Here is a 26,078-nt window from a genome sequence, read left to right as displayed (position 1 = left end):
AACTCTTTTCTATCTTCAATGACAATGTGAAAAACTGTCGTACTAAAAAAGTATTTTTGATAGATAAACGACAACCGCAACTGTAATACTGCTTATAACGGTAGTCAAAAGGACCGCTTGCGAAGCATATTCTGGATAATTATCATACTCAAGTGCCAGCAAAGCACTATTTCTTGAAGAAGGAAATGAACTAGCGATAAATAATGCTTGAGCTGTAATTCCAGTTAGTCCAAGAGTAAAGATTACTAGTAACCCAACTATAGGAGAAATAATCAGCCGGCCGATTACAATCCAAACAATTGGTCTTGAAATTCTTGTAATCTTTAAAAATGCTACTTGTGCTCCTAGTGTGACTAGTGCAACTGCCAAAAACGCATTCGAGGAATTTTCAATTGGCTTCCACAAAAATTCAGGTATATCAATATGTAGCCATTTCAACAATATTGCCAGTAATAAAGCGTAAATAACCGGAAGACGGATAATTTTTCGTAAGATATCAAGCCCGCTGCTCTCTGCAGAGACGCTGTTGAAAAAACCATATGTAAAAGTAAGGAGATTTTGAAAAATAGAAATTATAATCTGAATTGACATACCTGCAGTATTAGCGGCAAATACTAGTTCACTTACAGGCAGACCGTAATTACCTGAATTACTCAAAACCATACTATTTTTAAAAGTTGCTGTCAGCTTACGGTCAAACCTGTTCGCTTTTGCAATAAACATGCTGGTTAAGATAAGTAGAATATTAAAAAGTAGTAAAAATACTAACGTTTGGCTAATTAACTCGCCTGACATTTTGCTCTCATATATATTTACAAAGCAAACAGCAGGCAATAAGAAATACACCGTCAAGGTTGACAGTGTAGATAAATCAAGCCTAATTACACGCTGCAGTACAGCCCCTGCCGCTATTAACAAGAATATCGGAAAAATGATATCTAGTAATATATGATACAAAATACTCATCCAAATTACCTTCTCTCTCTGATAAAAAAAAGAAAAATGCAGTTTATTAATTAATAAAATGCATTTTCCTGCTTCTTACACTACTTGATCGTTAAAATAAATAACCTCTGAAAGAATCTTACAACCTGAGACATTTTTAAAAGCTTCCTTGGCTTCTTTTTCAGAATTAAATTCAAACATTGAAATACTGTTACCCTTTGAATAGACAGTGATTATCCACATTAACATTCATCTCCATTCAATTTTAAAAAGGAATTATTGATAAACCAATAGCAACAACAATCATAACTAAAGTCGATCCACAAGCCCATTTGAGGAATGTGCGCTGTAATTCCCCAAAATCTTCTCCAACCAAACCAACTAATAAGTACGTCGATGGAACAAGCGGGCTTAATAAATGGACAGGCTGTCCCAATAGTGACGCTCGTCCGATAAACTCAGGGTCAATTCCATAGACACTTGCTGCTTTGGCAAGCAAAGGCAAAACACCATAGTAAAAGGCGTCATTAGACATGAAAAACGTTAACGGTGCACTGATAATAGCAGTAATGATTGCAAAATGAGAACCTAGTACATCTGGAATATAGGAAATCATGGTGTTTGCCATGGCATCGACCATTTCCGTGCCTGAAAGAATTCCAGTAAAAACACCTGCAGCAAATACCATTGAAACTACTGATAATGCATTATCAGCATATTTTGCAATTCTTTCTTTTTGGTCACTTAATTTTGGATAATTTATTGTAATCGCCAAAGCAAATCCAAGCATAAACAATACGGTTGTTGGAAGTACCTCTTTAATTAACGCAACTAAAAGGAGAATAGTAAGACAATAGTTTATAAGTATTAGCTTTGGGCGTTTTAGATAAGCGTCCTCTGATGTAGCAGCCACCATGGACATCGTGCTGTAATCAACTTGCAGGACTCCAATTCGTTTCCGTTCCTTTCTCCCAAGACAGTAGGCCATGACCAATACGAACAATATTCCGCCCGCCATGCTAGGTATAACCGGTGTAAAAACATCTGACATCTCAAGATTTAAAGCCGTCATGGCTCTGGCAGTAGGTCCGCCCCATGGAAGCAGGTTCATAACACCTGAAGCTGATATAGCAATTCCTGCAAGAATCAATGGTTTCATGCCAATCCGTTTATACAATGGCAGCATGGCAGAAATGGTAATAATATATGTAGTGGTTCCATCCCCGTCAAGGGATATCAAAAGTGCAAGGACTGCGGTTCCAATAGCTATCTTTACTGAATCTCCCTTTACCACTTTTAAGATAGTCGAAATAATCGGATCAAATACTCCTGCATCAATCATAATGCCGAAAAAGAGAATTGCAAACAGGATCATAATTCCCGTTGGCGCAACACTTTTTATACCTTCAAGCGCCATTGGCCCCATTTCCTTACCAAATCCGCCAAGCAAGGCAAAAATAACAGGAATCACTATAAGGGCAATCATAGCAGGAAGGCGTTTCGTCATAATTAAAATCATAAAAGTAATAATCATCAAGAACCCTAATATTGCAAGCATCGTCTTCACCTCTTTTATTTGTAAATTAAATATAATCAAAATATTCAGATGTGAAAACGTTACCAAAATAAAGTTATTAACGTAAATAAAATTGATTTTGTACATTTTGTTCACGAGAGGGGGATTTTTCCAAATAGGAATAACTTATTAGGGGTATCAAGTTACGAAATAATTTGCTAGTGCTCCAAGTACTTCTTCTTCTGCGGATATCACTATATTCAAATGATGACCGCTGATACCCTTTTTCCTCTTCCACGGGCACCTTTCCCAGTCCCTACCAGTTTCCATCTTCTCAGGTTCCTATTTTCAGTTAAAACTGCATAAAAAAAATGACCATCAAATAAACATACATTTTGATAGCCATTTTTCTTTACATTATTAATGTGATAGATAACGGAAACCGTAAATTAATTACCACCCTTTCTAAACTGGATAATACTTCCTTTCTGGTCTTCCCACAATTCCATAAACCACTTCTGCTCTTACTTCCTTTTTGGAGGAGAGATATTCCAAATATCTGCGGGCAGTTATCCGCGATGCACCAATTTCCTTGCCAACATCTTCAGCCGAAATCCCATCTCTTTTTACGTGGAAAACAGCCTTAACTTTTCCTAAGGTAATTTCATCAATTCCTTTAGGCAATCCCGCGCTCTTTGTCGGCACTTCATTTTTCCCTTTACGGAAAAGCAGATCTACATAATTCTGATTTACTTCTTGATTAGCCAAAAGAAGAGAGTGCTTTTTGATATATTCCTGAATAACTTCCTCAAATCTTTCCCTGCTTACTGGTTTGATTAAGTAATTCTCAACACCATAACTTAAAGCTTTTTCAAGGAACTCTTTATCTGTTGCTGCTGTTATCATAATAATACTAACTTTTGGGAATGCCTTCCGTATAATGGGGAGTAATTCAGATCCTAGCATATCTGGCATATATACATCCAGAAGCAGCAAATCTGGGGTTTTCTGCTCTAATAATTGTAAAGTCTGCTCCCCATTCAATGATTTGCCTACCACATCTATTTCCTTAAAGTTATCTAAAAATTTCGCATGTATATCAGCTATTCGAAAATCATCTTCCGCTATAGCCACTTTTATCTTATCCAAAATTCTCATCCCCTTGCACATTCTTTGGAAGATAAACGGTAAAAACAGATCCACTCTCGTGGTGGCTTTGCACCTCGATAATCCCCTTTAACTCCAATACCGCCTCTTCAGCATTTGATAAGCCAAATCCCCTTGGCTCAGTGCCATTTTTAGAGGTATACCCTTTTTCAAACAGAAGGGGAAATTCTATTTCACTTATTCCATTCCCATTGTCCGAAATCTCAAAAATGATATCACTTCCAATATCTGTAGCGAAAAACTTAACCGTCGGTGTCTCGCATTCATAGACAGCTTCAAAGGCATTATCTATTAAGTTTCCAAGGATTACGATCAAGTTAGAGAGTTTAATATGGGAAGGTAATATTTCCATATAGCTATCTGAAATAATCTCAAACTTAATTTTCTTTTCAGAAGCTTTTCCTAATTTCCCCAATAGGATTGCCTGCACTTTTGTATCTTTGATCTGATTAAAAACGACTGAATTCTGAAATTGCTGTGTTTGTGTCTCACTTTGTATCATTTCGATTGCCTGGTTATATTCACCAAGTTGAAGCAGGCCCAATAAAACGTATAATTTATTGGTAAATTCATGTGTTTGGGCACGGAGATCTTCTGAATAACTTTTCACTTCAGATATCGTATTTAACATTTGCTTAATTTCAGTTTTATCACGAAAAGAAGCAACAACTCCCTGAATACCTGTCTCATCGACGATTGGAGTACAATTAACAATAACGGTTTTATCTTTCCAGACCATCTCTTTATCTGTTTGTGAGTTTCCTGATCGTAATACTTCATACAAATAATTTGAAGGAAACAGCCCATCCACTTTCCTATTTTTGACTGTCCCATGGAGCTGAAGAAGCCTCTTTGCCTTTTGATTCATCATAGTAATATAGCCTTTATTATCTATCGCTAAGATCCCTTCTTTTACCGCATGCAGGATTGCGTTTTTCTCTTTATAAAGAGATGCAATTTCATAAGGCTCAAGCCCCATTGTATCCCTGCGGATATTACGTCCTAGTAACATACTGCCTAGAAGGGAAATCAAAAGCGCAAAGAAAGAAACAATGAGCACTCTCCTAATGTTATTTATAATTTGCTGCTGCACATCTTCAAGGAGAAATCCGACAGAAACGATTCCGATGATCTCCCCCTGATGATTAAAAATAGGAGATTTCCCTCTAATAGAAGGTCCAAGTGAGCCCTCTGCCTTGGAGATATAGTATTCTCCTTGGGTTAGCGCCCTATCATTATCTCCGCCTTTCATCTTCTGCCCAATTTTAGTGATCAGAGGATGCGCATATCTGGTGCCATCTTTATTTCCTATTACCACAAATTCGGCACCTGTTTCTTTTCGAATTTTTTCTGCAATAGGCTGTATTGTTTTAGAAGGATCGGTCGTTTGAAAAGCATCAATGATAGTCGGGATAAAGGAGACAGTTTTCGATAATTCCAATGCCAGCCTTCCCTTGTTTTCCTCAATTTGTTTACTTTCCATATAGCTATAAAACCCTGTCATTAGCAGGATTAACAATAAGCCTAGTGAAAGAACCAGCCCGAAAATTTTTGTTTGTAGGGAAATTTTTATTGACTTCAGGCAGAAAACCTCCTATTTAAAGTAAATTCTTAGTTGCTTTTCTTGAAACGATATAAACTCGTTCTGGCCGACCGACTGTTCCGTAAGATAAGTCGGCTTCAATTTTATCATTGGATACTAAATGTTCAAGGTACCGTCTTGCCGTTGTTCTGCTTACCCCAATTTCTTTTGCAACAAATTCTGCTGTAAGTCCATCATCTACCTTTCCGAGGACATCCATCACTTTCTCGAGTGTAAGTGGATCAATTCCTTTCGGAAGGTAGGACTTTTCTTTTCCATCTCTATCAAGGTCTTTTCGTAACAACTTGTCTACCTGATGTTGAGTCACATGGGTATTTTCTTTTCCTAATTGTAATAGCTGTCCATGATAATCCTTATACCTCAGTAACGATTGTTTAAAGCGGTCAAAAACCACTGGTTTTATAATATAATCGAATACTCCTATACTAATAGCCTCTTGTACTCTATGGATTTCTTTTGTTGCAGTGATCATTATAACATCCATTTGTTTCAATTGTAGCTTTGTTTCTTTTAGTAAATCTATTCCATTCATATCAGGAAAATATACATCTAACAAAAGTAAATCCGGCTGTAAAATATCAATTAAGGTTTTTGCTTCTATATAGCTGGCAGCAATCCCCACCGCTTGAAATCCTTCAATCTGTTCAAGAAACCGCCTTTGTATTTCTGCTATCCTTAAATCATCCTCGACAATTAATACTTCAATATCTCGGTTCCCCTTCATTCATATTCCCCCTGCTTTTTGGTATTGCCACAGTAAAAATCGTACCTTCCCCCACATTTGATGAAAACGTGACATATCCACCTAAACTATTAATGGCATTTTGAACTAGACTCAGACCAATTCCGGCATTACTGCTCTTGTCCTTTGTGGTAAAGCCTTGTTTAAATATCTTGTCGTTATTATTACCTTCAATTCCTTTTCCGTTATCTTCTACTTCAATAATTAATTCTTTACCAAGGTCGGTCAAAAATAGTGTTACTCTTTTTTCTCCATCTCCATTTTCTCTAACAGCTTCAAAGGCATTATTGACAAGGTTTCCAATAATGGTTACTAATGAATCTCTACTGATTTCATGTGGTAGATCCTTAAAGCTGCTCTCTCTATCTATTGAAAAGTTCACTTTCAATTCGCTTGCTAGACTTACCTTGCCTAATATAAATCCAGCAATAATGGGATCCGGTATTTCCTTCATTAAAAATTGAATGAATCCTTGGGTGACATCCACTTCTTTAGAGATAAAATCAATGGCTTCTTTATAAGACCCCAGCTGAATCAAGCCTAGCAGGGTATAAAGACGATTGGAATATTCGTGGGTTTGAGCGCGCAACCCTTCTGCATAGGCTTTTACATGGGATAATTCCTTTAGTAACTGGGCCAGCTCTGACTTATTACGGAAACTCGCGACAGCCCCAATCACATTACCTTTCATATTAAAAATCGGAACCCGATTTGCCAAAAATACATCCCCAAATATAATAATTTCCTTATCATATTCTGCTTGCCCATTTCGTACCACCTTAAGAAGATTTGTATTTTCTAGAACCTCTTCAATTCTTTTTCCTCGGAGAAGAATCTCATTTGGAACTCCCAAAATTTTATGAGCCGTCTCATTCACTACCGTTATTCGCCCGTCGGTATCGATTGCAATAATCCCTTCATGAATAGACTCTAAAATGGCATGTTTCTCTTGGTACATCCAAGCGATTTCTTTTGGCTCTAGTCCAAACATCGCTTTTTTGATATTTAAAGAGATTAGTAATGCCGCTAGTAATCCTCCAATCAAAATAAGAAGTGTGGCAAAAAAGATTTTTTTCTGTATTTTTGAAACTTCTTTTTCAATATCTGTCTGAAGATAACCAACTGAAACAACGCCAATAACTTCTCCCTGGCTAAAGATAGGCGCTTTCCCCCGTAGAGATGGACCTAGTGTTCCAGTAGATTCAGAGATAACAGATTCTCCTTTAAAAACAAGCCCATTATCTCCCCCAACCATTTTTTGTCCTAACCGCTTCGGATTGGGATGCGAATATCGGATTTCATTCGTATTCCCGATCACAATAAATTCTGCCCCAACCTGGTTACGAATGCTTTCTGCGATTGGCTGGATAGCAGCCGCAGGATTTTTCGAATAAAATGCCTCCTGGATATCTGGCATATTTGCAATGGATTGGGCGACAGATAAGGCTTTAGAACCTATTTCTTTTTTGAGATTATTCTCCATTATATTTTTAAAAGTAATCCCAAATATTCCCCCGATTGAGATAATAAGAAGAAGAATGACTAGCATTAATTTCGAATGTAAACGCACTCAATCACCTCATTCATATTATAGTAAAAAAACTCCTTAAATAAAGGAGTTTTCGAATTATTATAAAAATTTATCCTTCAATATTAATAATTACATCTTTTCCTCTTCTTTTCATAATGAATGGAACTAGCAGCCAAAGGAGCGTAATGATAAGAAAAATGAGAGAAATTGGTCTTGTAAAGAATACACTGAAATCTCCATTTGATATCGTTAAAGCTCTTCGTAAATTATTCTCTACCATGGGTCCTAATACCAATCCGAGCACCAAAGGGGCAATTGGATAATCGTTTTTGCTTAAGAAATAGCCAAGAAGTCCACATCCCAATAATAGTAAAAGATCGTTCGTTGATACTTGGACCGCATAGACACCAAAGATCGAGATGGCAATAATCATAGGAATCAAGAATTGCTTTGGTGTTTGAATAATTTTCGCAAACACTTTGACGAGTGGGAGATTTAAAATTAAAAGCATGATGTTCCCAATAAACATGCTGGCAATCAATCCCCATGCTACTTGTGGATGGTCTTCAAATAATAACGGACCCGGCTGGACGTTATACATCATCAATGCTCCCATTAATATAGCCGTCGTACCTGAACCTGGAATACCTAGTGTTAATAATGGGATCATCGCACCGCCCGAGGCTGCATTGTTCGCCGATTCTGGCGCCGCAACCCCTGCAATCGTTCCTGTTCCAAACTTTGAAGGCGTTTTTGAAATCTTTTTTTCTAGAATATAAGAAAAGAAGGAAGCAAGCGTCGCCCCAGCGCCCGGTAAAATTCCTACAAAGAAACCTAAAATCGAACCGCGGGCAATGGGTCCTGCGGATTCTTTTAGCTCAGCTTTAGATGGAAGTAAATTATTTATCTTTGCAATCTCAGAATCTTCCTCTTCTTTTTCCAAAATGGTCTTAAATACCTCACCAACTGCAAACAATCCAACTGCTATTGTTAAAAACTCAATTCCCTGATACAGCCATGGAACATCAAAGGTAAATCTGGCAATACCAGATACGTTGTCGATTCCAATCGTACCAAGTAATAAACCGAAAATGGTCATCATTAATGCTTTTGTTACCGATTTCCCAGCTAATCCACTGACTGCCCCCAGCCCTAATAGCATCAAGGAAAAATATTCTGCCGGACCAAATTTGAGCGCTACAGCTGATAATGGTTTTGCTAATGCAATCAGTGCCACAAGGGTAATAATCCCCGCCACAAAGGAACCGATTGCCGAAATGGATAAGGCACTTCCTGCTCTTCCTTTCTTGGCCATCTGGTAACCGTCCAAGGTCGTAACGACAGATGAAGATTCTCCCGGTGTATTTAATAGAATGGAAGTGGTCGATCCGCCATACATCGCTCCATAATAGACTCCAGCGAGTAGAATAATCGCGCTCGTCGCAGCATTTTCTGGTGGAAGCCCCCCCGTAATAGAAGCCGTCACCGGAATAAGAAGGGCAACACCACTCATTGGTCCAATCCCAGGAAGCACACCTACAGCTGTCCCAATTAAAACCCCAACAAAAGCAAATAGGATATTATACCAAATAAGTGCCGTTCCAAATCCCTGAAATAAATAATCGAGTGTACTCATTTTGTGTCCACCTTTCTTTCTCGCTTAAAACCAAATTGGCCAGTCTGGTAATGTCCCTTTTAAAACCTCTACATATAAAAAATATACAAGTCCTGAAAAGCAAGCTGATATGATAAGGGATTGTATCACTTTCGTACGTTCCATCGTTTGAAAACAAATAAATAAAAATAGAAAGGTAGTGATTACATACCCGATTGTTTCCAACGTTAAAATATAAACCAATGTAGCCACAAAAATGATTAGGAAAGGTTTGTACTGTAATTTCTCTTTCGTCCCCTGTTGATTCTTCGTGATGAATGTTTCATAAAATAAACGGATACTTAATAAAATAAGTGCGCCACCAAGAATAAGTGGAAAGATATCAGGGCCAACTGCACTCCCATAGGACGAGCTTTCAAGCTGCCTGCTCCCGATAATAAAAAGAACACCTACAACCAGGAACAATACAGATGCAATGTAATCAAATTTTAATACCATTCGTAATCCCCCTTCAGAAAAAATAGAGGAAGGAGAGAGTTAACTCCTTCCCGAGGAAGGAGTGAGTTACTCCTTCCCGAGGAAGGAGTGAGTTACTCCTTCCCTTCTGTTTTACTTCTGCATTCCTAATGCTGTTAATAATTGCTGGACTTGGCTTTCTTGTTCCTCTAAAAACTTTTTGAAATCAGAACTGTTTTTATATTCCAATTCCCAGCCTTGCGTCTCTACTTCTGTTTTCCACTCAGGAGAGCTAACGAGCTTTTCAATTGCTTGTTCCCAATAAGTTTTTGCCTCAGTAGACATTTTTTCCGGACCAAAAATCCCGCGCCAAATCGTAAACTCTGCATCGACACCCTGTTCTTTTGCAGTTGGTACATCCTTAAAATCACCCGATAAACGTTCATTTGAGGTAATCGCCAACACGCGCACCTTACCCGCCTTTAAAAATTCTTTTACACTAGAGGCATCGGTACCAATTACATCTGCGTTACCGCCAAGAAGTGCGGTAATCGCTTCACCGCCGCCATCATAGGAAACGTATTTAACCTTTGTTGGATCCACTCCATATTTATAAGCAGGTAGAATGGAAATTAAATGGTCCATGGAACCTGGTGCAGATCCACCTGCAAATGTTAGTTTACTAGGATCCTTCTTTACCTCTTCCAATACTGATTTTAAGTCTGTGAATTTAGAATCCGCTTTTACAACAATTGCACCAAAATCTTTTGTCAGCTGCGCCAATGGTGTTGTATTTTTGTAGCCATATGGACTGTTTCCTTCTTTTTTCAGATTGTTAATTACAATTGGTGGTGAATTGACAAAGAGCATATCATTATTTTCAACTTGCTGGGTAGCGTATTCCGCCATAAAGACAGCACCGCCGCCACCAGGCTTGTTCTCGACCGTCAAAGGCTGTTCAACCACCTTCGTTTCACCCAGCACTTTTGTAAACGCACGTGCAGTTAAATCCCATCCGCCACCTGCCCCTGAAGGTGCAACTACTGTAATCGCTTTCGTAGGATAGCCAGTACTTTCTTCCTTTTTATCTGAGCTTGCTGTTTCATTACTGCTGCTGCAAGCACCTAGGCTTAGCGCCAATGCCCCTGCACACATTACTGCTGAAATTCTTTTAATAGAAAACATTTCAATTCCCCCTTGTAAATGTTTTCTTAATTTTACAAAATTTTCGAATATTTAATAGATTATAAATTTAAACAGCATTAAAAACTTATTAACCATTTTGTTCATTTTGTTCACGAAGGGTTGAACTTGCAAATGAAATTCAATCTTACAAGAACTTCAAACTTATTCTGAAAATTTTGTGACAATTATTTCTGATTAAATAACAAAAGCCGCACTTGTGAACTATTCACTGTGCGGCTGAAAAAAATCATCCTTGGCTAAAAAGCCATTTATTTACTGTTTTTTTTTGTTACGGATGGATCTTTATATTGTTTTTTGGTTAAGTTTAATTGTATATGAGAAAAGGTAGCCGTATTTAGATTGTTTAAGTGATTCTCAACTTTGTTTCCATCAACAGCCATTCCAATGTAAACCTTTTTATTCATTTCAATCGTACGTTCTCCTATTGGAATCCAGTTGATTCCATCGGTTGACCCTTCTGCGCTAAAAACATTACCTGTTCGTTTGAGTTTAAGATAATAACCCAGAGGTTTTTCCTTGTCTTTAAATGGTATATCATTAATTAATGCAACTCCAGATTCTATCGCATTACTAGGAGAATCAAGGTTTTCACCTAACTCGTCCATATTTCCACCTTGTTCATAACGGGCGGCTACATAGGCGGACCATGGATTTCTATAGTAGGTTGTTCCGTTTTCTTTCCATGAATAAGATTTTGTATAAGAAAGACCCAAAGCGACCGTTTTCGCATCTTTTTCAAGACTCTCTCGGACCATTAACCCAGCAAAAGCATGATGATCCACCGGTGTCATGGTCTCAACTTTTGCAATCAATTCTCCATCTCCTGCCAAATTACGGTAAGTAAAGTGGAAGTTATCATCATTCTCTTTTAACTTTCCAGAACCTTTTACAGTCATAACATCATTATATAAAGATGCATGACCTGGAATATTTGGAGTTCCAATATCCGTTGTTTTCCATTGTTTTAAATTCGTTTCGTTATTAATATGAATAACGGAGGCAGTTGCCTGTGTCTGTAGACCAGATTTATCTATTACTTTGGCAGATATATAATAGGTACCATCTGGTAAATTTGTGCTCATCCTAAATGGTTCACTTGTAACTGTTCCAATAATCTTATCTCCATTGTAAAATTCTACTTTTTCAATGTCTGTCTTTCCTTTTACATTTGCTTCAATCGTAATTTGATCACTTGTTTTAAAAATCTGATTATTGGTAGGTGTTTTCATTGATATTTCTGGGTTACTTGGTGTATATTCCATATTTACCAATGAATTGACGTAGTTTTCTATATTCGTATATCCGCTTTGATCTGCTGCTATTTCACTGCTATCATCAGCATTACTCGGATCTAATCCATTTTTCATCTCCCATTCATCAGCTATCCCATCACCGTCTTTATCTAAATCCTCTTGTCGAGTAATTACAGCTGTGTATGGGAGTCCCCCTACTTCTTCGTGGCGATTAACGAATCTACCTTGATTATTCTTCACTTCATTTATAATTCTAGCATCCAAGGCATCTCGTTTTGGATATGTTGCTCCTGATTTTGCTAAAACCTCATTATATGCTTCCTCAGCCGAAGTAGTTCTTAGTGCCTCCGCTGATGTACCATCCATCTGAAACTCCTCATCCACTATCTCCGTTGTAGGGGCTGCACTTTCAGATACATAAATACCTTTTGAATTATCGTTGGATACTTCAGAATTTCCTTCTAGTACATTTCCGTTAATGTAAAATTTACCTGGTTTGTCTTTCTCCCCAGCGTCAATCACCCGTGATTCTACACTGCTACGTGTACCTAATCCTGGCTTCATATAGTTATTCATATAATTGGCATAGGCTCTGCCGCCACCATATGCAGTGTTAAATCCCCAGTTATAAATCACATTATTTCTGATATCAAATAAGCCAATATGGTTGTTATCATCTGCCTCGGCAGTACCCCCACCTAAACGGGGGTTTCGAGAAGTATGATTAGCTACTAGATTGTGATGGTAGGAAGTATTAACTCCACCCCATATTCCACCGTACCCATGACGACCTTTCGTATGACCGCTCATGGCTAAACTTTCTGCCACAATTGACCACTGCACAGTCATATTTTCCGCACGATATAAGGACATCGTTTCATCAGTAGACCAGCTTGTTGATATATGATCAATCATGACATTTTTCATGCTTCTACCCCAAATAGCGTCCATGGAATCTCCACTATGTACATTTTCAGCTCCTGGCCGGAAGCGAAGGTAGCGAATAATAACATTCTCAGAATCACTGATATTGGTTTCATATCCAGTTAGAGTAATTCCATCCCCCGGAGCGGTTTGTCCGGCAATCGTTATATTCTTTCGTTTTCTTAGAGAAAAAGGTTCTTTTAAATTGATTACTCCAGAGATGTTAAAGACGATAAAACGATTGTCCTTACTTAAGGCATCACGCAGGGATCCTGGGATTTCCTTTTCTCCAGTTCCATAGTCTTCTAGTGTATTAACGATATAGACTTCCCCAAATCTTCCGCCGGAAGTATAGCGTCCTCCGCCTTCTGCACCAGGAAATGCAAGCACTTTATCAATATTTTCAACTGCGGATACCACATTCACATTACTATCTGGTACTACTAACAAACTTGAAATAGCTAATGCCGCAGTTATGATCGAAGCTTGGATTTTCTTGCCTTTTAATGACGGTTTTTTCAAGATTTAATCATCTCCTTTGAAAATAATTTCGGGGGCTCTTTCATCTTTCGTAGATCAAAGCCCCCAAATTAGTCGTACTACAATTAAGCTAATTACTAGAAATTACTTGGATTTAGCTTCTTCACTAACTGCTTTACCAGGGATGAGGTGCACAGTTTCACTAGGTCCATAACCACTCCATCGATATCCAAATACTTTTACAAGACCGTTAGGAATCACATCTGCGAGTCTTTCTCTTTTGGAAAATTTGATTCCTCGTCCAACTGCTTCTACCTTAAATGTATATATTTTCCCTTGTTTAAGGCCGGTTACCGTATAATTGGTTAAATCTGTTGTCATTTCCGCATTTATTGGCGTATATTCAGCACCCTCAGGCTTAATTGGCTGCCTATTTACGTAAACACGGTATCCGATCACCTCTTGGTTGGTCGCTTTTGCCTCGTTCCATGAAAGAGAAACACTCTTTCCATCCTTTCCAATCGCAGCATTTAACCCACCATCAAAAGTTGGAGCCCCAATCGCATACGGAACAGCCGTTTCAATTTCAAGTGAACGGTTATATGGTGTTTTATTTCCTGCAAAATCAACTGCTTCTACTTCAATATCATATTTTGTACCTGGTTCAAGTTGGGTTAACGTATATTTGCTTGATGTAACAAATCCGCGTAATTTTCCGTTTGCATAAACGTTATATCCAGCAATTCCAACGTCGTCACTTGCAGCTTTCCAAGCAACAGATGCCCAAGTGAATCCAGGATAAACAACCTCTGCTTCTTTTCCACTAAACGTATCACTTGCAGGTATCTTTAATTTTGGTTCAAAAATTTCAGTATTTTCAGGAAGTACTGGTGGTGTTAAATCAGCTGTCCCTTCCGTTTTTACTGTTATTTCCGGGCCATTAGAAGTACGATTCCCAATTGCGTCTGCAGCTTCTACTTTAAAATTGTATTCTTTAACTGGAGATAACCCAGTAACTTTATAGCTTGTTATATTAGTTGTCGTATAGGTAGATCCTATTTTTTCACCATCTTTATATATGGTGTATCCTGTAACCCCTTTATTATCCGCTGCTCCCTCCCATGTTAAGGTTACACTCTTTCCATCTGCTGAAGATAGTGCTTGCACTGATGATGATTTTGACCATTCTGGTTTTTGGCCTGCATCTTCAGGAGCAGCGGTTGTATCTTCAAAGACAAGTCCTGTAGAGTTTTTTATTCTCCATGGATTTCCGCCATTATCTTTGACATTCGTAAAGGAAACATTAATAAATTTGAAATCCTTTGCGTAATCCATATTTACGGAATAGACATTATCAAATTTCACATCTCTAAAGGTAATATTTTCGTGGTACACTTCCCCCACATCCTTATTACCAGATACAAGGATAGATTGTTTTTTACTACCTCCTTGATTGCGGACCGTAGTATTAACAATCTCCATATCTCTAAATTGAGATAGTTCTTGTGCAGGCTCATAAAGAATGGAAGCGTTGGCATCTGTATAAGCAGAAGTGAAGACAAAAGGACCATCCCCATCAATGCCCTCTAAAGCATTATCTCTGAAGAGGATTTTTCTTGCTCCGCCGCCCATCGGGGTATTGGTTTTACTACGTAAACCCACATCCGTTTTATACATAATGTTATCTTCAACAACAAAGTCTTGTATCCAACTGCCAGTATGACTGCCTGTTACCACTCCACCGTGACCTTCACGAATATAGTTATTAAAAATCCATGCATTTCCCGTTGGTTCTTTTTCAGCAGCACCTTGGCCCATTCCAGAAGCAAAGTTGATGGCATCATCTCCTGTATCTACAAAGTTATTGAAGACCATAATATTTTGAGAATCACCGAACTCATAGCCATCCGCATTATTTCCATCGTATGTTTTGGATATGGTACCATTTACAACGATGTTTTTACTGTGAAGATTCACAATCCCATGATTGGCTGGATTAAGCTGGGTAATACCTTCATAATACATACCGTCAACCCCGCGAACAGTAATCAGATTGGACCGTCCAGAATAAGCAGATTTTGCATCCATCCCCATTACTTGGGCTGCGTAAGACTGATTTGCAGCTAGTATTCCGAATGTACTTTCCGCTTCAGGAACCAAAGGACCCATTTTACCATTTTCTACTTTCTCATTACCGGTAACTTTAGAGTTATTCCCTGCAACTAAGCGAGGGAGTTCATTGCCAAGTTCATCAATCGTTGGATGGCTTTTATCATATTTCCATCCATTTCCGTCAATGACCCCGTTTCCTACAATCCTAATGTTCTTTAGACTGCCGTAATCGTAGGTATGGGCATTGATCAGGGAGTAAGAACGCTCATCGGTCGAGTAATCATATAGCCAGAAATTCATGCTATAATCTTCAGCATCCGGTGAACCAAGTAAATGTCCATCTACTTGCAGCGTCATATCGGATTTCAGCCATAATTCCCCAGAGATAAATTTTCCTTTAGGAATTAATACCTTCGCTCCTGGTGCCGCTGCATCAATTGCGGCTTGAATCGCTTTTGTATCTTTTGTTTCATCATCTGCTGTTGCGCCAAAATCAACAATATTAAAAATTTCTGGTACAGCCGTTGTTTTCCCAACCACTTTATTGGAAGGGGCAGATTCGATCCCTTCTGTATTTACAGAGGTTACATAAAATTCATAAGTTTTGTTAGGTTTCAGGTTTTCTACCATAAAATTATGAATGAGTATATCAACGTGGAAATCATCTTTATCAATATTTTCATAGAAATTATTGATATAAGCTTTTGCTGGGCCGCTGTTATCTTTTAAAGCGCTGCCAACTTTCTTACCATTCATATAGACATTAAAATCTACAATGTCCTTATAATCTTCAGGTTTTTCCCAAACAAGGGTTATACTGTCTTCGTCATAAGAAAGGTTCGGTATCTGTAAGTTTACTGGGGCTGGAAGGTCATATGCAGAAGATTGTTTTTTTGCAGAAGCAGTTGCAGCAAATTGACTGAATACTAGTAATATTACTAGTAAAAAAGAAATACTATCTTTTATTATTTTCAACTATATTAACCACCTTTGTTATATTTGGGATTATCATTCTTTTACAATGAATCTAGTCCACCATATTCAAAGAAATCAAAGTCAGCATACGATCCAGCTTTTCGGTCCATATCATGAACAGCAACTCCTACAAAGTTACCGGTAAATCCTCCAGCCAAGAATAATAAATCTTGAGGTTCTCCAATTTCGTGCCAAAGAGTATTCTCACCCATCCGATAAAAAAATCTTCCAGCAGGTCCGTCTACTTCAATCTTTAACTCTACTTCGCCCTCTTCTGTTGGAATAACGACTGGAAATAAGGTGAATTCTCCATCTCTACATTGCATCAATCGAATAACACGGCCTCTTACTTCATCATAAGTTAGGTAGGCATAGAGGTAATTACTATCATTTAAATACAATAGTAATCCAGCCATTTGATTATAGGTTTCTGGGGTATAGTCTATTTTTGTAGAGGCATCAAACCGGAAATCTTTTTGGCGAATAGCCAGGATATGATGTTCAAATAAGGATTGGATGGAATCACCTGAAACTACACGTAAATATCCCTTACGACTAGTTAAATCGCACCATGAATCATCCGCTAATATGCGTAACGTGTTCCACTCTTTGTCAAGAACACCAGTAAAATCATCTCTGAAATTAGTACCTTTTCTTTGTACAACTGGCTCTGCTGTAACAATTTCTGTTTCTGCCAATGGTCCATTGCCGCCATCCACTAATCGCAGCCAGCCATCTTCTGTCCAATAAACTTCTTGAATTGCTGTTTCACGACCTAAAATCGTTGCTTTTCCCATTAAAGGACGAGTACATAAATAGACCATATACCAGTTGCCCAATGGAGTTTGTACAATACTGCCGTGACCCGAACATTGTAATGGTGAATCGGGTTTATCACTAGCTGTCAACATGGGATAGTGTGGATCCAATTCATATGGTCCGGTAAGTTCTTTTGCACGACAAACCGTAACGGAATGACCTGAACCTGTTCCACCTTCCGCGGTGATCAAATAGTAATAATCATTGTGTCGGTATATATGTGGGGCTTCTGTTTTTGCCAATTCTGTACCATCAAAAATTTTGTAGACGGGTCCTGTTAATATTTCATTTTCCAAATCATATTCCTGCATAACAACGCCTACTGATTTATTGCCTGTTTCGATACGATAATCCCAAATTTCATTTAACAACCACTTGCGTCCATCTTTATCATGGAATAAAGAAGGATCAAATCCGCTGCTATTTAAATACACGGGTGTTGACCATGGTCCATTGATACTTGGTGCTGAAATTAAATAATTATGGCTATCTTTAAATGGCCGTTTTGTACTTTTTACATCGGTGTAGACAAGATAAAATAAACCGTCTGCGTAACTAATTTGTGGTGCCCAAATACTTCCGTTTTGTGGGTTACCACGCAGATCTACTTGATTCGTTAATATATCGGTTTCGTGATTCCAATTCACCAAATCTTTTGATTGATAAATGCGAACGCCTGGGAGCCATTCAAAGGAGGAAACGGCAATATAATACGTATCTTCCACCTTTAAAATATACGGATCTGGATTAAATCCTGGCAAAATCGGATTGACTATTTTTGTTCGATACATTTCCTACTCCTTCTTTTTCCTTTATTTTTATAAATAGGCATAAGGCTGCGGCAATAAAAAAGAGAAAAGCTAAGGGAAAGGCAATAAATTGGGTACCAATTAAAGTGGCTAAGCCGGAAAATATAAAGAGCACAGCTCCCCTTTTAGGATATTTATTTCGCCAAATTAATAGAGTAGCCAGAGCAACTAGAATAAATACAATTATTAGTGTAATACCAAACCATATAGCTAACACTTTCACTGCATCAAAGCTCTCTGAAAGGTATTCTTCAGAGACACCCTCCTGCAGGATAGGAAAAACCGTTGTCTCGTAAGTACCTTCCTCCATCGAAGTCATCGTCAATGAAAACCCGCCTAAAAAAATGACACAAAGTATGACACCTGCTAATCCAATCATCACTTCCCATTTTCGCTTCATTCCCCATATTCCTTTCCTATAAATCTACTTTGTTTGAAATCGATCCAATCTACCGTTTTCATCTCATTATGAAAGGTATATCGATTATTATTTTCTTTATAAGTTACCGTTTTTCTATTTGCTATGTTCCCCCAATCATGCCATCTATCATGATGAATATGAGAACCTACAATACATTTTGTAAAAGTAGTTTTCGCATAAGGGCGCCACGGCCTTCCTAAAAAGACATTTGTAACATCTGCATCTGCTGTTAAATAACATTGATCGAAATAAAAACCTTTTTTATTTTTAGAAGTGGAAGCAGCAGTAATGTACCCTTCTTTGTTAAGCGATCTTTTCAAGGACTTAATTTGACAGCATTGAAACGCTGCTTCCCCGCCACCAAAAATAAAATCGACTGTTCCTTCTATATAACAACTAATAAAATGATTCTTGTTTTCTTCATAGATGGTCCTTATTTCAGGAGTAGAAAAAGGCTGGCCATTTTTTTGCAATTCTGGCAGCGGCCCCAGACAAATGGTGTCCTGATACCCTTTGAAGGAGCAGTTTTTAAATGTTACGTTGTTTCCTTCGCTATATAAGGCAAGCGCCTGACCTACCTTTTCTCCTGGTCCTGCATTATTAATAATCTCAAGATTTTCTAAACGAATATTTTCACCATTGATAAAAAGAGTTGCACTCTGAAATGTACCTATTTCTCGTAGATGTTCATCTTTTTGTAATGCATATCGATTTCCAATTACCTTAACAGAGCCGATACCTATCAATGAAATGTTAGATTGATATAAGGTAATATTTTCATAATACTCTCCGCTTAAGACGGTTATTTTTAAAAGACCATCCTCATTTCGACAACTATTCAATGCCTCTTGTATACTAGAAAAATCACATATTTCATTTCTTCCAACAACTAGACTCTTAACAAAATTCATAGATGGTTCTTTAAGAACGTTTTCCATAATAATCTCATTTCCTTTGTTTCTTGGTGTCCACCTGTAAGTATGCATCCTTCCCAATTCCACGAAACACCGTGTTCTTCATACGTACTTATCAATCGCTCGTTTAAAAATTCTGCTCCTTCAATCGGACACATTCGATCATCCTTACCAATCATACTGAGGCGTGGTCTTGGGGCAATCATTTCTTGAACTTCTATTGTAGAAAAATGCTTTAGGAAACCCGGAACATAATAATAGAATCCATGATGATCTAAACCACGTTTCTGTTTTAGTGTCTCGAGATCCACTTGGGCTGCGATGTCCACTGTGACCTTTATACGCTCATCTAATGCAGCTAACCACCAACTCATTAAACCACCCATAGACATTCCAATTGTTGCCATTCTGGCAGGATCTACATCTAATCGAGTTTCTAGATAATCCAACAATGACATGTTATCGAATATCCGCATCCCCCACAGTGTTTGACCATCTAACAGCATTTCCTTTACCAATTCACTTTCCTGTTTCCCTTTTCGTTGATTAAAGCCCCACATATCAATACAACAAACAGCAAACCCAAGTTCAATGATCGTTTCAATGAAGGATGGGGTTTGTAAATAAGAGCTGCTGGTTAAAAGTTCTTCTTTCCCTTGATCAAAATTGCCGCCATGAGAATGATTAAAAATAACGGTAGGCAAAGGTTCAACAGCATTTAATGGTTTAGCAAAATAGGCAGGGACAGTTTCGATGGCATTTAAATGCAACATTAAACTTTCTAAAACGAACCCCTGCCTTTTCTCTACATTTATTAATTGTGCAGATATCTTTTCCGATTTCGGCCGTTCTCCTAACAAATCGATTAGATGTTTTCGCCTTTTCCCAATCACACTACCCCTACTTCCTTAAGAAGTACCTCATCAGCTTTTGTATTTTTAGACTTGCAGTGGCTAATCTCTACATCCTCACTATATTCAATATGAAATGCTGGACCTTCATGATTCTCAATGGTTACTCGGTTAAACAGGATGTCTTTTGCAAAACCCACATAAAAACCTCGATTATTCATATCTTCTATCCCTGCCATCATGGCTGGTTTCCCGGGAATCGCATTTTCTGCCATAGAAATATCAATGTTATTAAATGTAATTTCGGACACGTATTGCTCAGTTAATCCATAAATAAACCCAGCTGATGCATGGACATTTCGAGCCGTAATATTAGAAAAGTGTATTCGTTTAAAGGTTGGAGTCTCTTTTGTTATAGGGTATGGGTTTTTGTCCCAGACATATTTATCTTTACCTTTAGGTCCGCAGAAGTAGTACAAGTTCAAAATAAATGGACACATTACCCGTTCCATGACAATATTGTCAATTCGAATATCCTCAACGACCCCTCCGCGTCCTCGTCGTGATTTAAAACGAATTCCCCTATCGGTATCCTGGAAGGTACAGTTACTAATCGTCACATTTCGGATGTCACCACTCATTTCACTGCCAAATACCACTGCCCCATGGCCGTGAACCATTGTACAGTTGGTAATAGTAATGTTTTCACAAGATACCCTTTCAGATGTATCTTCCGTACCAGCTTTAATCGCGATACAGTCATCTCCTACATCAATGTGGCAATTGCTGATTCTTACATTTTTACACGATTCCGGATCTATTCCATCCGTATTAGGTGAGTCGGCTGGGTTGATAATAGAAACATTGTCTATGGTTACATCATGACAACGGATCGGATTCAGTGTCCAGCTTGGTGAGTTGATTAAGGTCACATCTCGTATGGTGATCCGCTCACATCCGTCGAAACTAATCAATTTTGGCCGAGGGTAAGCTAGAGCTTCTCGTTCATTTCGAAAAATATGCCACCAATTCATCCCATTACCATCAATCATGCCAAAACCGGTAATAGATATTTTTTTTGTGTCTTCTGCAAATATGCAAGACGCATATACCTCTCGTTCAACACCTTCCCAACGAGAAACTACCACTGGATAGTCTTTTTGTTGATCCGAAAATTTTAAAGTAGCCCCTGCAGACAAATGCAATTCAGTATTATCTTTTAAAAATAAAGCACCTGATAAAAATACACCTGACGGGATCACGATTTGGCCGCCACCATTTATATAGGCTTCATCAATAGCCTTCTGGATATATTTGGTACATAAACCACCATCGGCTAATGCACCAAAATCGGTAATAGTGTAAATTGTCATTTCCTTACTCCTCATTCATGACTTCTTCAAATTCAGCTAAAGCTTGTAAAAACGCACCTACTCCTTTTTGGTCATTACAAATAATCGGTTCACTAATGTAATACGTATAGGTTCCATCCCGTTGATCATCGCCGCCCAGTCCAGCAACCTGACAATTCTTATTTAAATTCACCCAGCCTTCTTTCGTTAGCAGGACAAATTCATCCAATAATCCTTGGTGCGACTTTCTTAACTGCGCTTCCCATTCTTGTCGATCAAGAGCCCCCAAGCGAATCCCTTTTGCTATTGCACATACAAACATACTGCTGCACGAAGCCTCTAAGTAATTCCCTTTTACATGTCCCTTATCTGTTACTTGATACCAGACACCACTTGCTTCATCCTGGTAGTTTACTAGTGCCTTTAATGTTTTCTCTAGTATCTGTACAAGAAAGTCTCGATCGGGTGTATCTTTAGGTAGGATTTCTAATGTATCTACTAAAGCTAATAAATACCAGCCCATTGAACGGCCCCAGAAGTTCTCTGATAACCCGGTTTCTTTATTGGCCCATGGCTGAACTTTTTTCTCATCCCATGCGTGATATAAAAGCCCTGTCCGTTCGTCTATTAAATGCTGATAACTAAGTTTAAACTGACGAATGATATCCTCTAAACCTTCTCGATTAGCAAAGGTTGTTTGATACTCTGCATAAAAGGGTGAACCCATGTATAAACCGTCCAGCCAAATTTGATAAGGATAAATTTGTTTGTGCCAAAATGCACCTTCAGATGTTCTAGGGTGTGTTTGGAGCTGACTGCGTAATAATTCAGCAGCCTTTTGATACTTTTCCTCTCCGGTTTCTTTGTAAAGGACAAATAACATTTTTCCATTATTAATATGATCGATATTATATTCATCCAGATGATACCCTTTTATTGACCCATCTTCTTGGATAAAATAATCCATGTTTTCTTTTATATAGTTAAAATATTTCAGTTCTCCCGTTTGCTTCCAGACCCTTTCAAACCCTTTAAATACCACACCATAATCATAGGACCACTTTCCTTTATATCCTTTGTCCTCATATATTCGAGGTAATCTTTCGATAATTGAGTTTGCTGTTTTAACGGACCAATTCATATCTATCATTCTCCTATCTCGGTTTATATTACTTAACATGCCAGCATATAGAATGGAGGTTCTTTCTATTGAACAAACATTCAATAGAAAAACCTCCATAGTTATTATTCTGCTGCTTTGTACGCTGCTTTATATTCCTCTTTTATCGTTTTGCCTCCTTGTTCATTCCAATTTTTAATTGCTTCCTTATAATCATCGAGAGAGATTTCTCCTAAAATGTATTGATACGTAGCATCCGTGATAATCTTTTGTAATTCCGAACCTTGTGTAGTGAAAGTTGGTGATTCTAAAGGAACAGCAGGGTTAAAGACAGCATATTTTGCGTTTTCAGCAATCATATCATCTGCTAATGATTTAATTGGGTTAGGATCTTTTAAACCATAACCAGCCTCTTTTGGACGTGAAGAGGCAAAAGGCTGGACTTCCTGCTGCCATAAATCCTGGTTAATAATTTCATATGCACCATCATCATTAACCTTATAGTGTGTACCATCAATACCGTAGGTCATTAACGTATAGTTTTCTGGTTCTAATAAATCATTAACGAATTTCAAAATCCGTTTTAATTCCGCTTCATCCTTAACCTCTGAACGTGGGAATGCTAGTAACCCGCCAATACCATTACCTGCAGACCAGATGGCTCGTTCAGAATTCGAATCAGATGTCATATCATTGACTAAGGCAATTTCCATATTATCTTGGATACCCGCGGCCATTGTTTGTAGGTTTTTGGCATCAAATAGAGCTCCTACATAAATACCTGCCTTACCTTGAGCAAAGTTTTGCTGTTGATCTGTTTTGGCTGTTACAGCAAAGTCTTTGTTAATCCAGCCGTTTTCATATAACTCTTTCATGTAGTCCATTGTTTCAATATAACCATCTGTTTCAAACTCAGCTGTAAAGTTGCCCTTACTGTCCACCTGCCAATTATTTGGTGTACCATGGTATGAACCTAATGTTTTGAAAGCACCATAGATTAAATCACTACGATCCATAAATCCAGTCGTATCATTTTTACCATTACCATCCGGATCTTTTTCCGTAAACGCTTTCGCCACTTCCATTAATTCTTCTGTTGTTTTAGGAACAGCCAAACCTACTTTATCTAACCAATCTTTACGAAGAACGACACCATTTCGAGCTAAATCTTTTTGGAACGGAATGCCATAAAGCTTACCTTCAATAGAGGCAGAAACACGAATGTCTTTTGAAATATCTTTTAAGTTAGGAAACTCATCTAAATAATCCTCAACATTCCAGAACATCCCTGATTTCAAAGCATTACGGACAGAGGAATTTTCCAAAATGGTTAAAGTAACAATATCTGCTAACGAATCCGAAGCTAATGCTGTATTGAGACGTTCCTCTTTTGATGCATCAGGGATCCAAGAAAATTTAATTTCTGTATTTGTTTTTTTCTCGATTTGGTCTAACACTGTATCGGTCGGCGGAGAAGCCGTATGCAGAATGTTTAACCAAGAAATTTCTGTTGTACTGTTTTTGTCGTCTGCCTTTGATGAATTTTTGTCGGTAGAAGCTGTACTGTTGCACCCCGCTAATAGAAGCGCACCTGCTAAACTAACACTGGCTAACTTTGATACCTTTTGTTTTTTCATCCCAATTCTCCTTTGCATTGTGGTAAATACTTTTATCTTCTAGCTCTTTGGCATCCATCGTTTCCATTCTTGTAAACACTTGATTAGCTGTCCAGGTAATCAAATAAAATAAGAAACTAATACCTAAAAAGGTTAAAACCCCTGGAAAAAAAGTAGTTGCTGCCCAATAAATTACACCGGTAACTAAAAATAATACTAGTGTATATTGTAGACAGGAAAAACCGAATAGTAGAGACATCTTCATTTTAAAGAAAATTCCCTTCCAATTATAATGAGCCATAATTGGAAAGATATAAACGAGTGATAATAAATAGATAAAACTGATTACAAATAATGCGACCCTAACATACCAATTGGCTACATGCATTAAATCAACGATTAATACAAAGCCGCCTATAAGATATATCCAACTGATAATGACAGATTCTTTGAAACTCTCTTTGTAATATTTCCAGAAGGTTTTAAATACCGGCAGGCTATGGCTGCCACGAACCCATTGCCTGCAAATACTAACCAAGGCATAAGTGGAGGGGCCAATACCGAATATGCCTAATCCAAAAATGGTAAAGAGTATCCATAAAAAATTCACGTATGCTAAGTTAAGGATGATCGTTAAAACGTGATTCAACCTTTCCACTGATTTCAGCATGATATCCCCTCCTACCTTTCTCTAATACACGCCGTCTTCTCCAAATTTCTTCGCTAATTTATTTGCAAGAATAACTAATACCAATCCAACAAGACCTTTAAATAATCCAACTGCAGTACTGAAACTTAACTGACCATTCTTTAAACCAGCTGTATATATATAGGTGTCAAAAATTTCCGCAACACTACGGTTTAATGAGTTAAGTAAAAGATACATATGCTCAAAACCTAGATCAAGGGTGCTTCCAATTTTCAAGATTAATAGTGTGATAATAATAGGACGAATAGCAGGCAATGTCACATGCCAAGTTTTTCGAAGACGACCAGCACCATCCATTTCAGCTGCTTCATATAATTGAGTATCTACTGCGGTAATCGCAGCTAGATAAATGATCGTTGACCAGCCTAATTCTTTCCAGATAATTTGTGCGATGTACACGGTCCTTGTCCAATCAGGTGCAGTTAAGAAGCTGATTTTCTCCAATCCTATTAATGCTAAAAATTCATTAATAATACCTCCATCCACATTCAGAAAGATAAATGAGATGGAAACAATAATTACCCAAGACATAAAGTGAGGGATATAAATTAGGGTTTGAATTCCTGCTTTAAAATATCTATTCTTCACTTCATTCAGCATGAGAGCTACGATGATCGGTAATGGAAAAAAGATTACTAGATTTAAAGCAAACAAGATCAATGTATTCTTTAATAACATAAAGAAAGTAGGTTCCGTAAATAAACGAATAAAATGTTTGAGACCGACCCATGGACTTCCTAATATCCCTAAGAATGGCTGATAGTCTTGAAAAGCAATAATGAGACCCGCCATCGGTAAGTACTTAAATATAAGGAAATAAAGTACTCCAGGGAAAATCATGAGATATAAGATTTTATTCGTTTTTAATCCCGCTAAGATTTTTTGTCTTTTTTTGATTTTTTGCTGCCTTGCAGTCAAAATGGGCAAGGGTTGATTATTTTG

At 37.9% G+C, this 26,078-nt stretch carries 21 protein-coding genes; all 21 read right to left on the bottom strand.

The features are described 5' to 3' along the window. Positions 1-42: 42 nt before the first annotated feature. A complete protein-coding gene (locus MLOOGBEN_RS07245) occupies positions 43-966 on the bottom strand; it encodes an AEC family transporter (protein ID WP_179157572.1) in 924 nt (307 codons plus the stop codon). A 75-nt stretch (positions 967-1,041) separates the two neighbouring features. After that, complete coding sequence (locus MLOOGBEN_RS07240) at positions 1,042-1,188, bottom strand: hypothetical protein (RefSeq protein WP_179157571.1); 147 nt, start codon at positions 1,186-1,188, stop codon at positions 1,042-1,044. 22 nt (positions 1,189-1,210) lie between these two features. Next, positions 1,211-2,608, bottom strand: coding sequence for a CitMHS family transporter (locus MLOOGBEN_RS07235; protein WP_179157570.1), 1,398 nt, complete (start codon positions 2,606-2,608; stop codon positions 1,211-1,213). A 318-nt stretch (positions 2,609-2,926) separates the two neighbouring features. Continuing rightward, entirely contained in the window at positions 2,927-3,619 is a 693-nt protein-coding gene (locus MLOOGBEN_RS07230; protein WP_306430730.1) for a response regulator, read from the bottom strand. After that, a complete protein-coding gene (locus tag MLOOGBEN_RS07225; RefSeq protein ID WP_256988932.1) occupies positions 3,603-5,111 on the bottom strand; it encodes an ATP-binding protein in 1,509 nt (502 codons plus the stop codon). The genes MLOOGBEN_RS07230 and MLOOGBEN_RS07225 overlap by 17 nt, the downstream gene beginning before the upstream one ends. A gap of 115 nt (positions 5,112-5,226) precedes the next feature. Next, on the bottom strand, positions 5,227-5,955 hold the full coding sequence (locus tag MLOOGBEN_RS07220; RefSeq protein ID WP_179157568.1) for a response regulator: 729 nt from the start codon (positions 5,953-5,955) through the stop codon (positions 5,227-5,229). Next, positions 5,933-7,456 (bottom strand): ATP-binding protein, encoded by a 1,524-nt coding sequence (locus tag MLOOGBEN_RS07215; RefSeq protein ID WP_306430729.1) that lies wholly within the window; start codon positions 7,454-7,456, stop codon positions 5,933-5,935. Before MLOOGBEN_RS07215 ends, MLOOGBEN_RS07220 begins: the two co-directional genes overlap by 23 nt. A 157-nt stretch (positions 7,457-7,613) precedes the next feature. After that, complete coding sequence (locus MLOOGBEN_RS07210; protein ID WP_179157566.1) at positions 7,614-9,140, bottom strand: tripartite tricarboxylate transporter permease; 1,527 nt, start codon at positions 9,138-9,140, stop codon at positions 7,614-7,616. A 24-nt stretch (positions 9,141-9,164) separates the two neighbouring features. Next, the gene (locus MLOOGBEN_RS07205) at positions 9,165-9,617 is read right to left on the bottom strand and encodes a tripartite tricarboxylate transporter TctB family protein (protein ID WP_179157565.1); all 453 of its coding nucleotides are present in this window, start codon (positions 9,615-9,617) and stop codon (positions 9,165-9,167) included. Between the two features lie 111 nt (positions 9,618-9,728). Beyond that, on the bottom strand, positions 9,729-10,760 hold the full coding sequence (locus MLOOGBEN_RS07200) for a Bug family tripartite tricarboxylate transporter substrate binding protein (protein ID WP_179157564.1): 1,032 nt from the start codon (positions 10,758-10,760) through the stop codon (positions 9,729-9,731). Between the two features lie 269 nt (positions 10,761-11,029). Continuing rightward, positions 11,030-13,480 (bottom strand): Ig-like domain-containing protein, encoded by a 2,451-nt coding sequence (locus MLOOGBEN_RS07195; protein ID WP_179157563.1) that lies wholly within the window; start codon positions 13,478-13,480, stop codon positions 11,030-11,032. A gap of 102 nt (positions 13,481-13,582) precedes the next feature. Then, a complete protein-coding gene (locus MLOOGBEN_RS07190) occupies positions 13,583-16,525 on the bottom strand; it encodes a fibronectin type III domain-containing protein (RefSeq protein WP_179157562.1) in 2,943 nt (980 codons plus the stop codon). Positions 16,526-16,566: 41 nt separating this feature from the next. Then, complete coding sequence (locus MLOOGBEN_RS07185; RefSeq protein WP_179157561.1) at positions 16,567-18,135, bottom strand: glycoside hydrolase family 43 protein; 1,569 nt, start codon at positions 18,133-18,135, stop codon at positions 16,567-16,569. Next, positions 18,092-18,553, bottom strand: a complete 462-nt coding sequence (locus MLOOGBEN_RS07180) for a DUF4064 domain-containing protein (RefSeq protein ID WP_179157560.1) — start codon at positions 18,551-18,553, stop codon at positions 18,092-18,094. Before MLOOGBEN_RS07180 ends, MLOOGBEN_RS07185 begins: the two co-directional genes overlap by 44 nt. Next, positions 18,550-19,512: a pectinesterase family protein gene (locus tag MLOOGBEN_RS07175; protein ID WP_179157559.1), complete on the bottom strand. Its 963-nt coding sequence runs from the start codon at positions 19,510-19,512 to the stop codon at positions 18,550-18,552. Before MLOOGBEN_RS07175 ends, MLOOGBEN_RS07180 begins: the two co-directional genes overlap by 4 nt. Next, the gene (locus MLOOGBEN_RS07170; protein ID WP_368737765.1) at positions 19,482-20,378 is read right to left on the bottom strand and encodes a dienelactone hydrolase family protein; all 897 of its coding nucleotides are present in this window, start codon (positions 20,376-20,378) and stop codon (positions 19,482-19,484) included. Before MLOOGBEN_RS07170 ends, MLOOGBEN_RS07175 begins: the two co-directional genes overlap by 31 nt. Next, a complete protein-coding gene (locus MLOOGBEN_RS07165; protein WP_179157558.1) occupies positions 20,378-21,712 on the bottom strand; it encodes a glycoside hydrolase family 28 protein in 1,335 nt (444 codons plus the stop codon). Before MLOOGBEN_RS07165 ends, MLOOGBEN_RS07170 begins: the two co-directional genes overlap by 1 nt. A gap of 4 nt (positions 21,713-21,716) precedes the next feature. Beyond that, a complete protein-coding gene (locus MLOOGBEN_RS07160; RefSeq protein ID WP_179157557.1) occupies positions 21,717-22,832 on the bottom strand; it encodes a glycoside hydrolase family 88 protein in 1,116 nt (371 codons plus the stop codon). A gap of 104 nt (positions 22,833-22,936) precedes the next feature. After that, positions 22,937-24,466: an extracellular solute-binding protein gene (locus MLOOGBEN_RS07155; RefSeq protein WP_179157556.1), complete on the bottom strand. Its 1,530-nt coding sequence runs from the start codon at positions 24,464-24,466 to the stop codon at positions 22,937-22,939. Further along, positions 24,411-25,097, bottom strand: a complete 687-nt coding sequence (locus MLOOGBEN_RS07150) for a YesL family protein (protein ID WP_179157555.1) — start codon at positions 25,095-25,097, stop codon at positions 24,411-24,413. Before MLOOGBEN_RS07150 ends, MLOOGBEN_RS07155 begins: the two co-directional genes overlap by 56 nt. A 21-nt stretch (positions 25,098-25,118) precedes the next feature. Beyond that, a complete protein-coding gene (locus MLOOGBEN_RS07145) occupies positions 25,119-25,976 on the bottom strand; it encodes an ABC transporter permease (protein WP_373558164.1) in 858 nt (285 codons plus the stop codon). Positions 25,977-26,078: the final 102 nt, after the last annotated feature.

This window comes from Bacillus sp. EB106-08-02-XG196 (assembly GCF_013396335.1).
Lineage (GTDB): Bacteria > Bacillota > Bacilli > Bacillales > Cytobacillaceae > Neobacillus.
The sequence above is the reverse complement of the archived record's forward strand: the minus strand, read 5'-3'. Positions and strand labels throughout refer to the sequence as shown.

Bases quoted from the DNA above. Each gene is read 5' to 3' on its own strand.
- MLOOGBEN_RS07245 (WP_179157572.1), bottom strand. From the start codon at position 966: ATGAGTATTTTGTATCATATATTACTAGATATCATTTTTCCGATATTC.
- MLOOGBEN_RS07240 (WP_179157571.1), bottom strand. From the start codon at position 1,188: ATGTGGATAATCACTGTCTATTCAAAGGGTAACAGTATTTCAATGTTT.
- MLOOGBEN_RS07235 (WP_179157570.1), bottom strand. From the start codon at position 2,608: ATGTACAAAATCAATTTTATTTACGTTAATAACTTTATTTTGGTAACG.
- MLOOGBEN_RS07230 (WP_306430730.1), bottom strand. From the start codon at position 3,619: ATGAGAATTTTGGATAAGATAAAAGTGGCTATAGCGGAAGATGATTTT.
- MLOOGBEN_RS07225 (WP_256988932.1), bottom strand. From the start codon at position 5,111: ATGGAAAGTAAACAAATTGAGGAAAACAAGGGAAGGCTGGCATTGGAA.
- MLOOGBEN_RS07220 (WP_179157568.1), bottom strand. From the start codon at position 5,955: ATGAAGGGGAACCGAGATATTGAAGTATTAATTGTCGAGGATGATTTA.
- MLOOGBEN_RS07215 (WP_306430729.1), bottom strand. From the start codon at position 7,456: ATGGAGAATAATCTCAAAAAAGAAATAGGTTCTAAAGCCTTATCTGTC.
- MLOOGBEN_RS07210 (WP_179157566.1), bottom strand. From the start codon at position 9,140: ATGAGTACACTCGATTATTTATTTCAGGGATTTGGAACGGCACTTATT.
- MLOOGBEN_RS07205 (WP_179157565.1), bottom strand. From the start codon at position 9,617: ATGGTATTAAAATTTGATTACATTGCATCTGTATTGTTCCTGGTTGTA.
- MLOOGBEN_RS07200 (WP_179157564.1), bottom strand. From the start codon at position 10,760: ATGTTTTCTATTAAAAGAATTTCAGCAGTAATGTGTGCAGGGGCATTG.
- MLOOGBEN_RS07185 (WP_179157561.1), bottom strand. From the start codon at position 18,135: ATGTATCGAACAAAAATAGTCAATCCGATTTTGCCAGGATTTAATCCA.
- MLOOGBEN_RS07180 (WP_179157560.1), bottom strand. From the start codon at position 18,553: ATGAAGCGAAAATGGGAAGTGATGATTGGATTAGCAGGTGTCATACTT.
- MLOOGBEN_RS07175 (WP_179157559.1), bottom strand. From the start codon at position 19,512: ATGGAAAACGTTCTTAAAGAACCATCTATGAATTTTGTTAAGAGTCTA.
- MLOOGBEN_RS07165 (WP_179157558.1), bottom strand. From the start codon at position 21,712: ATGACAATTTACACTATTACCGATTTTGGTGCATTAGCCGATGGTGGT.
- MLOOGBEN_RS07160 (WP_179157557.1), bottom strand. From the start codon at position 22,832: ATGAATTGGTCCGTTAAAACAGCAAACTCAATTATCGAAAGATTACCT.
- MLOOGBEN_RS07155 (WP_179157556.1), bottom strand. From the start codon at position 24,466: ATGCAAAGGAGAATTGGGATGAAAAAACAAAAGGTATCAAAGTTAGCC.
- MLOOGBEN_RS07150 (WP_179157555.1), bottom strand. From the start codon at position 25,097: ATGCTGAAATCAGTGGAAAGGTTGAATCACGTTTTAACGATCATCCTT.
- MLOOGBEN_RS07145 (WP_373558164.1), bottom strand. From the start codon at position 25,976: ATGATTTTCCCTGGAGTACTTTATTTCCTTATATTTAAGTACTTACCG.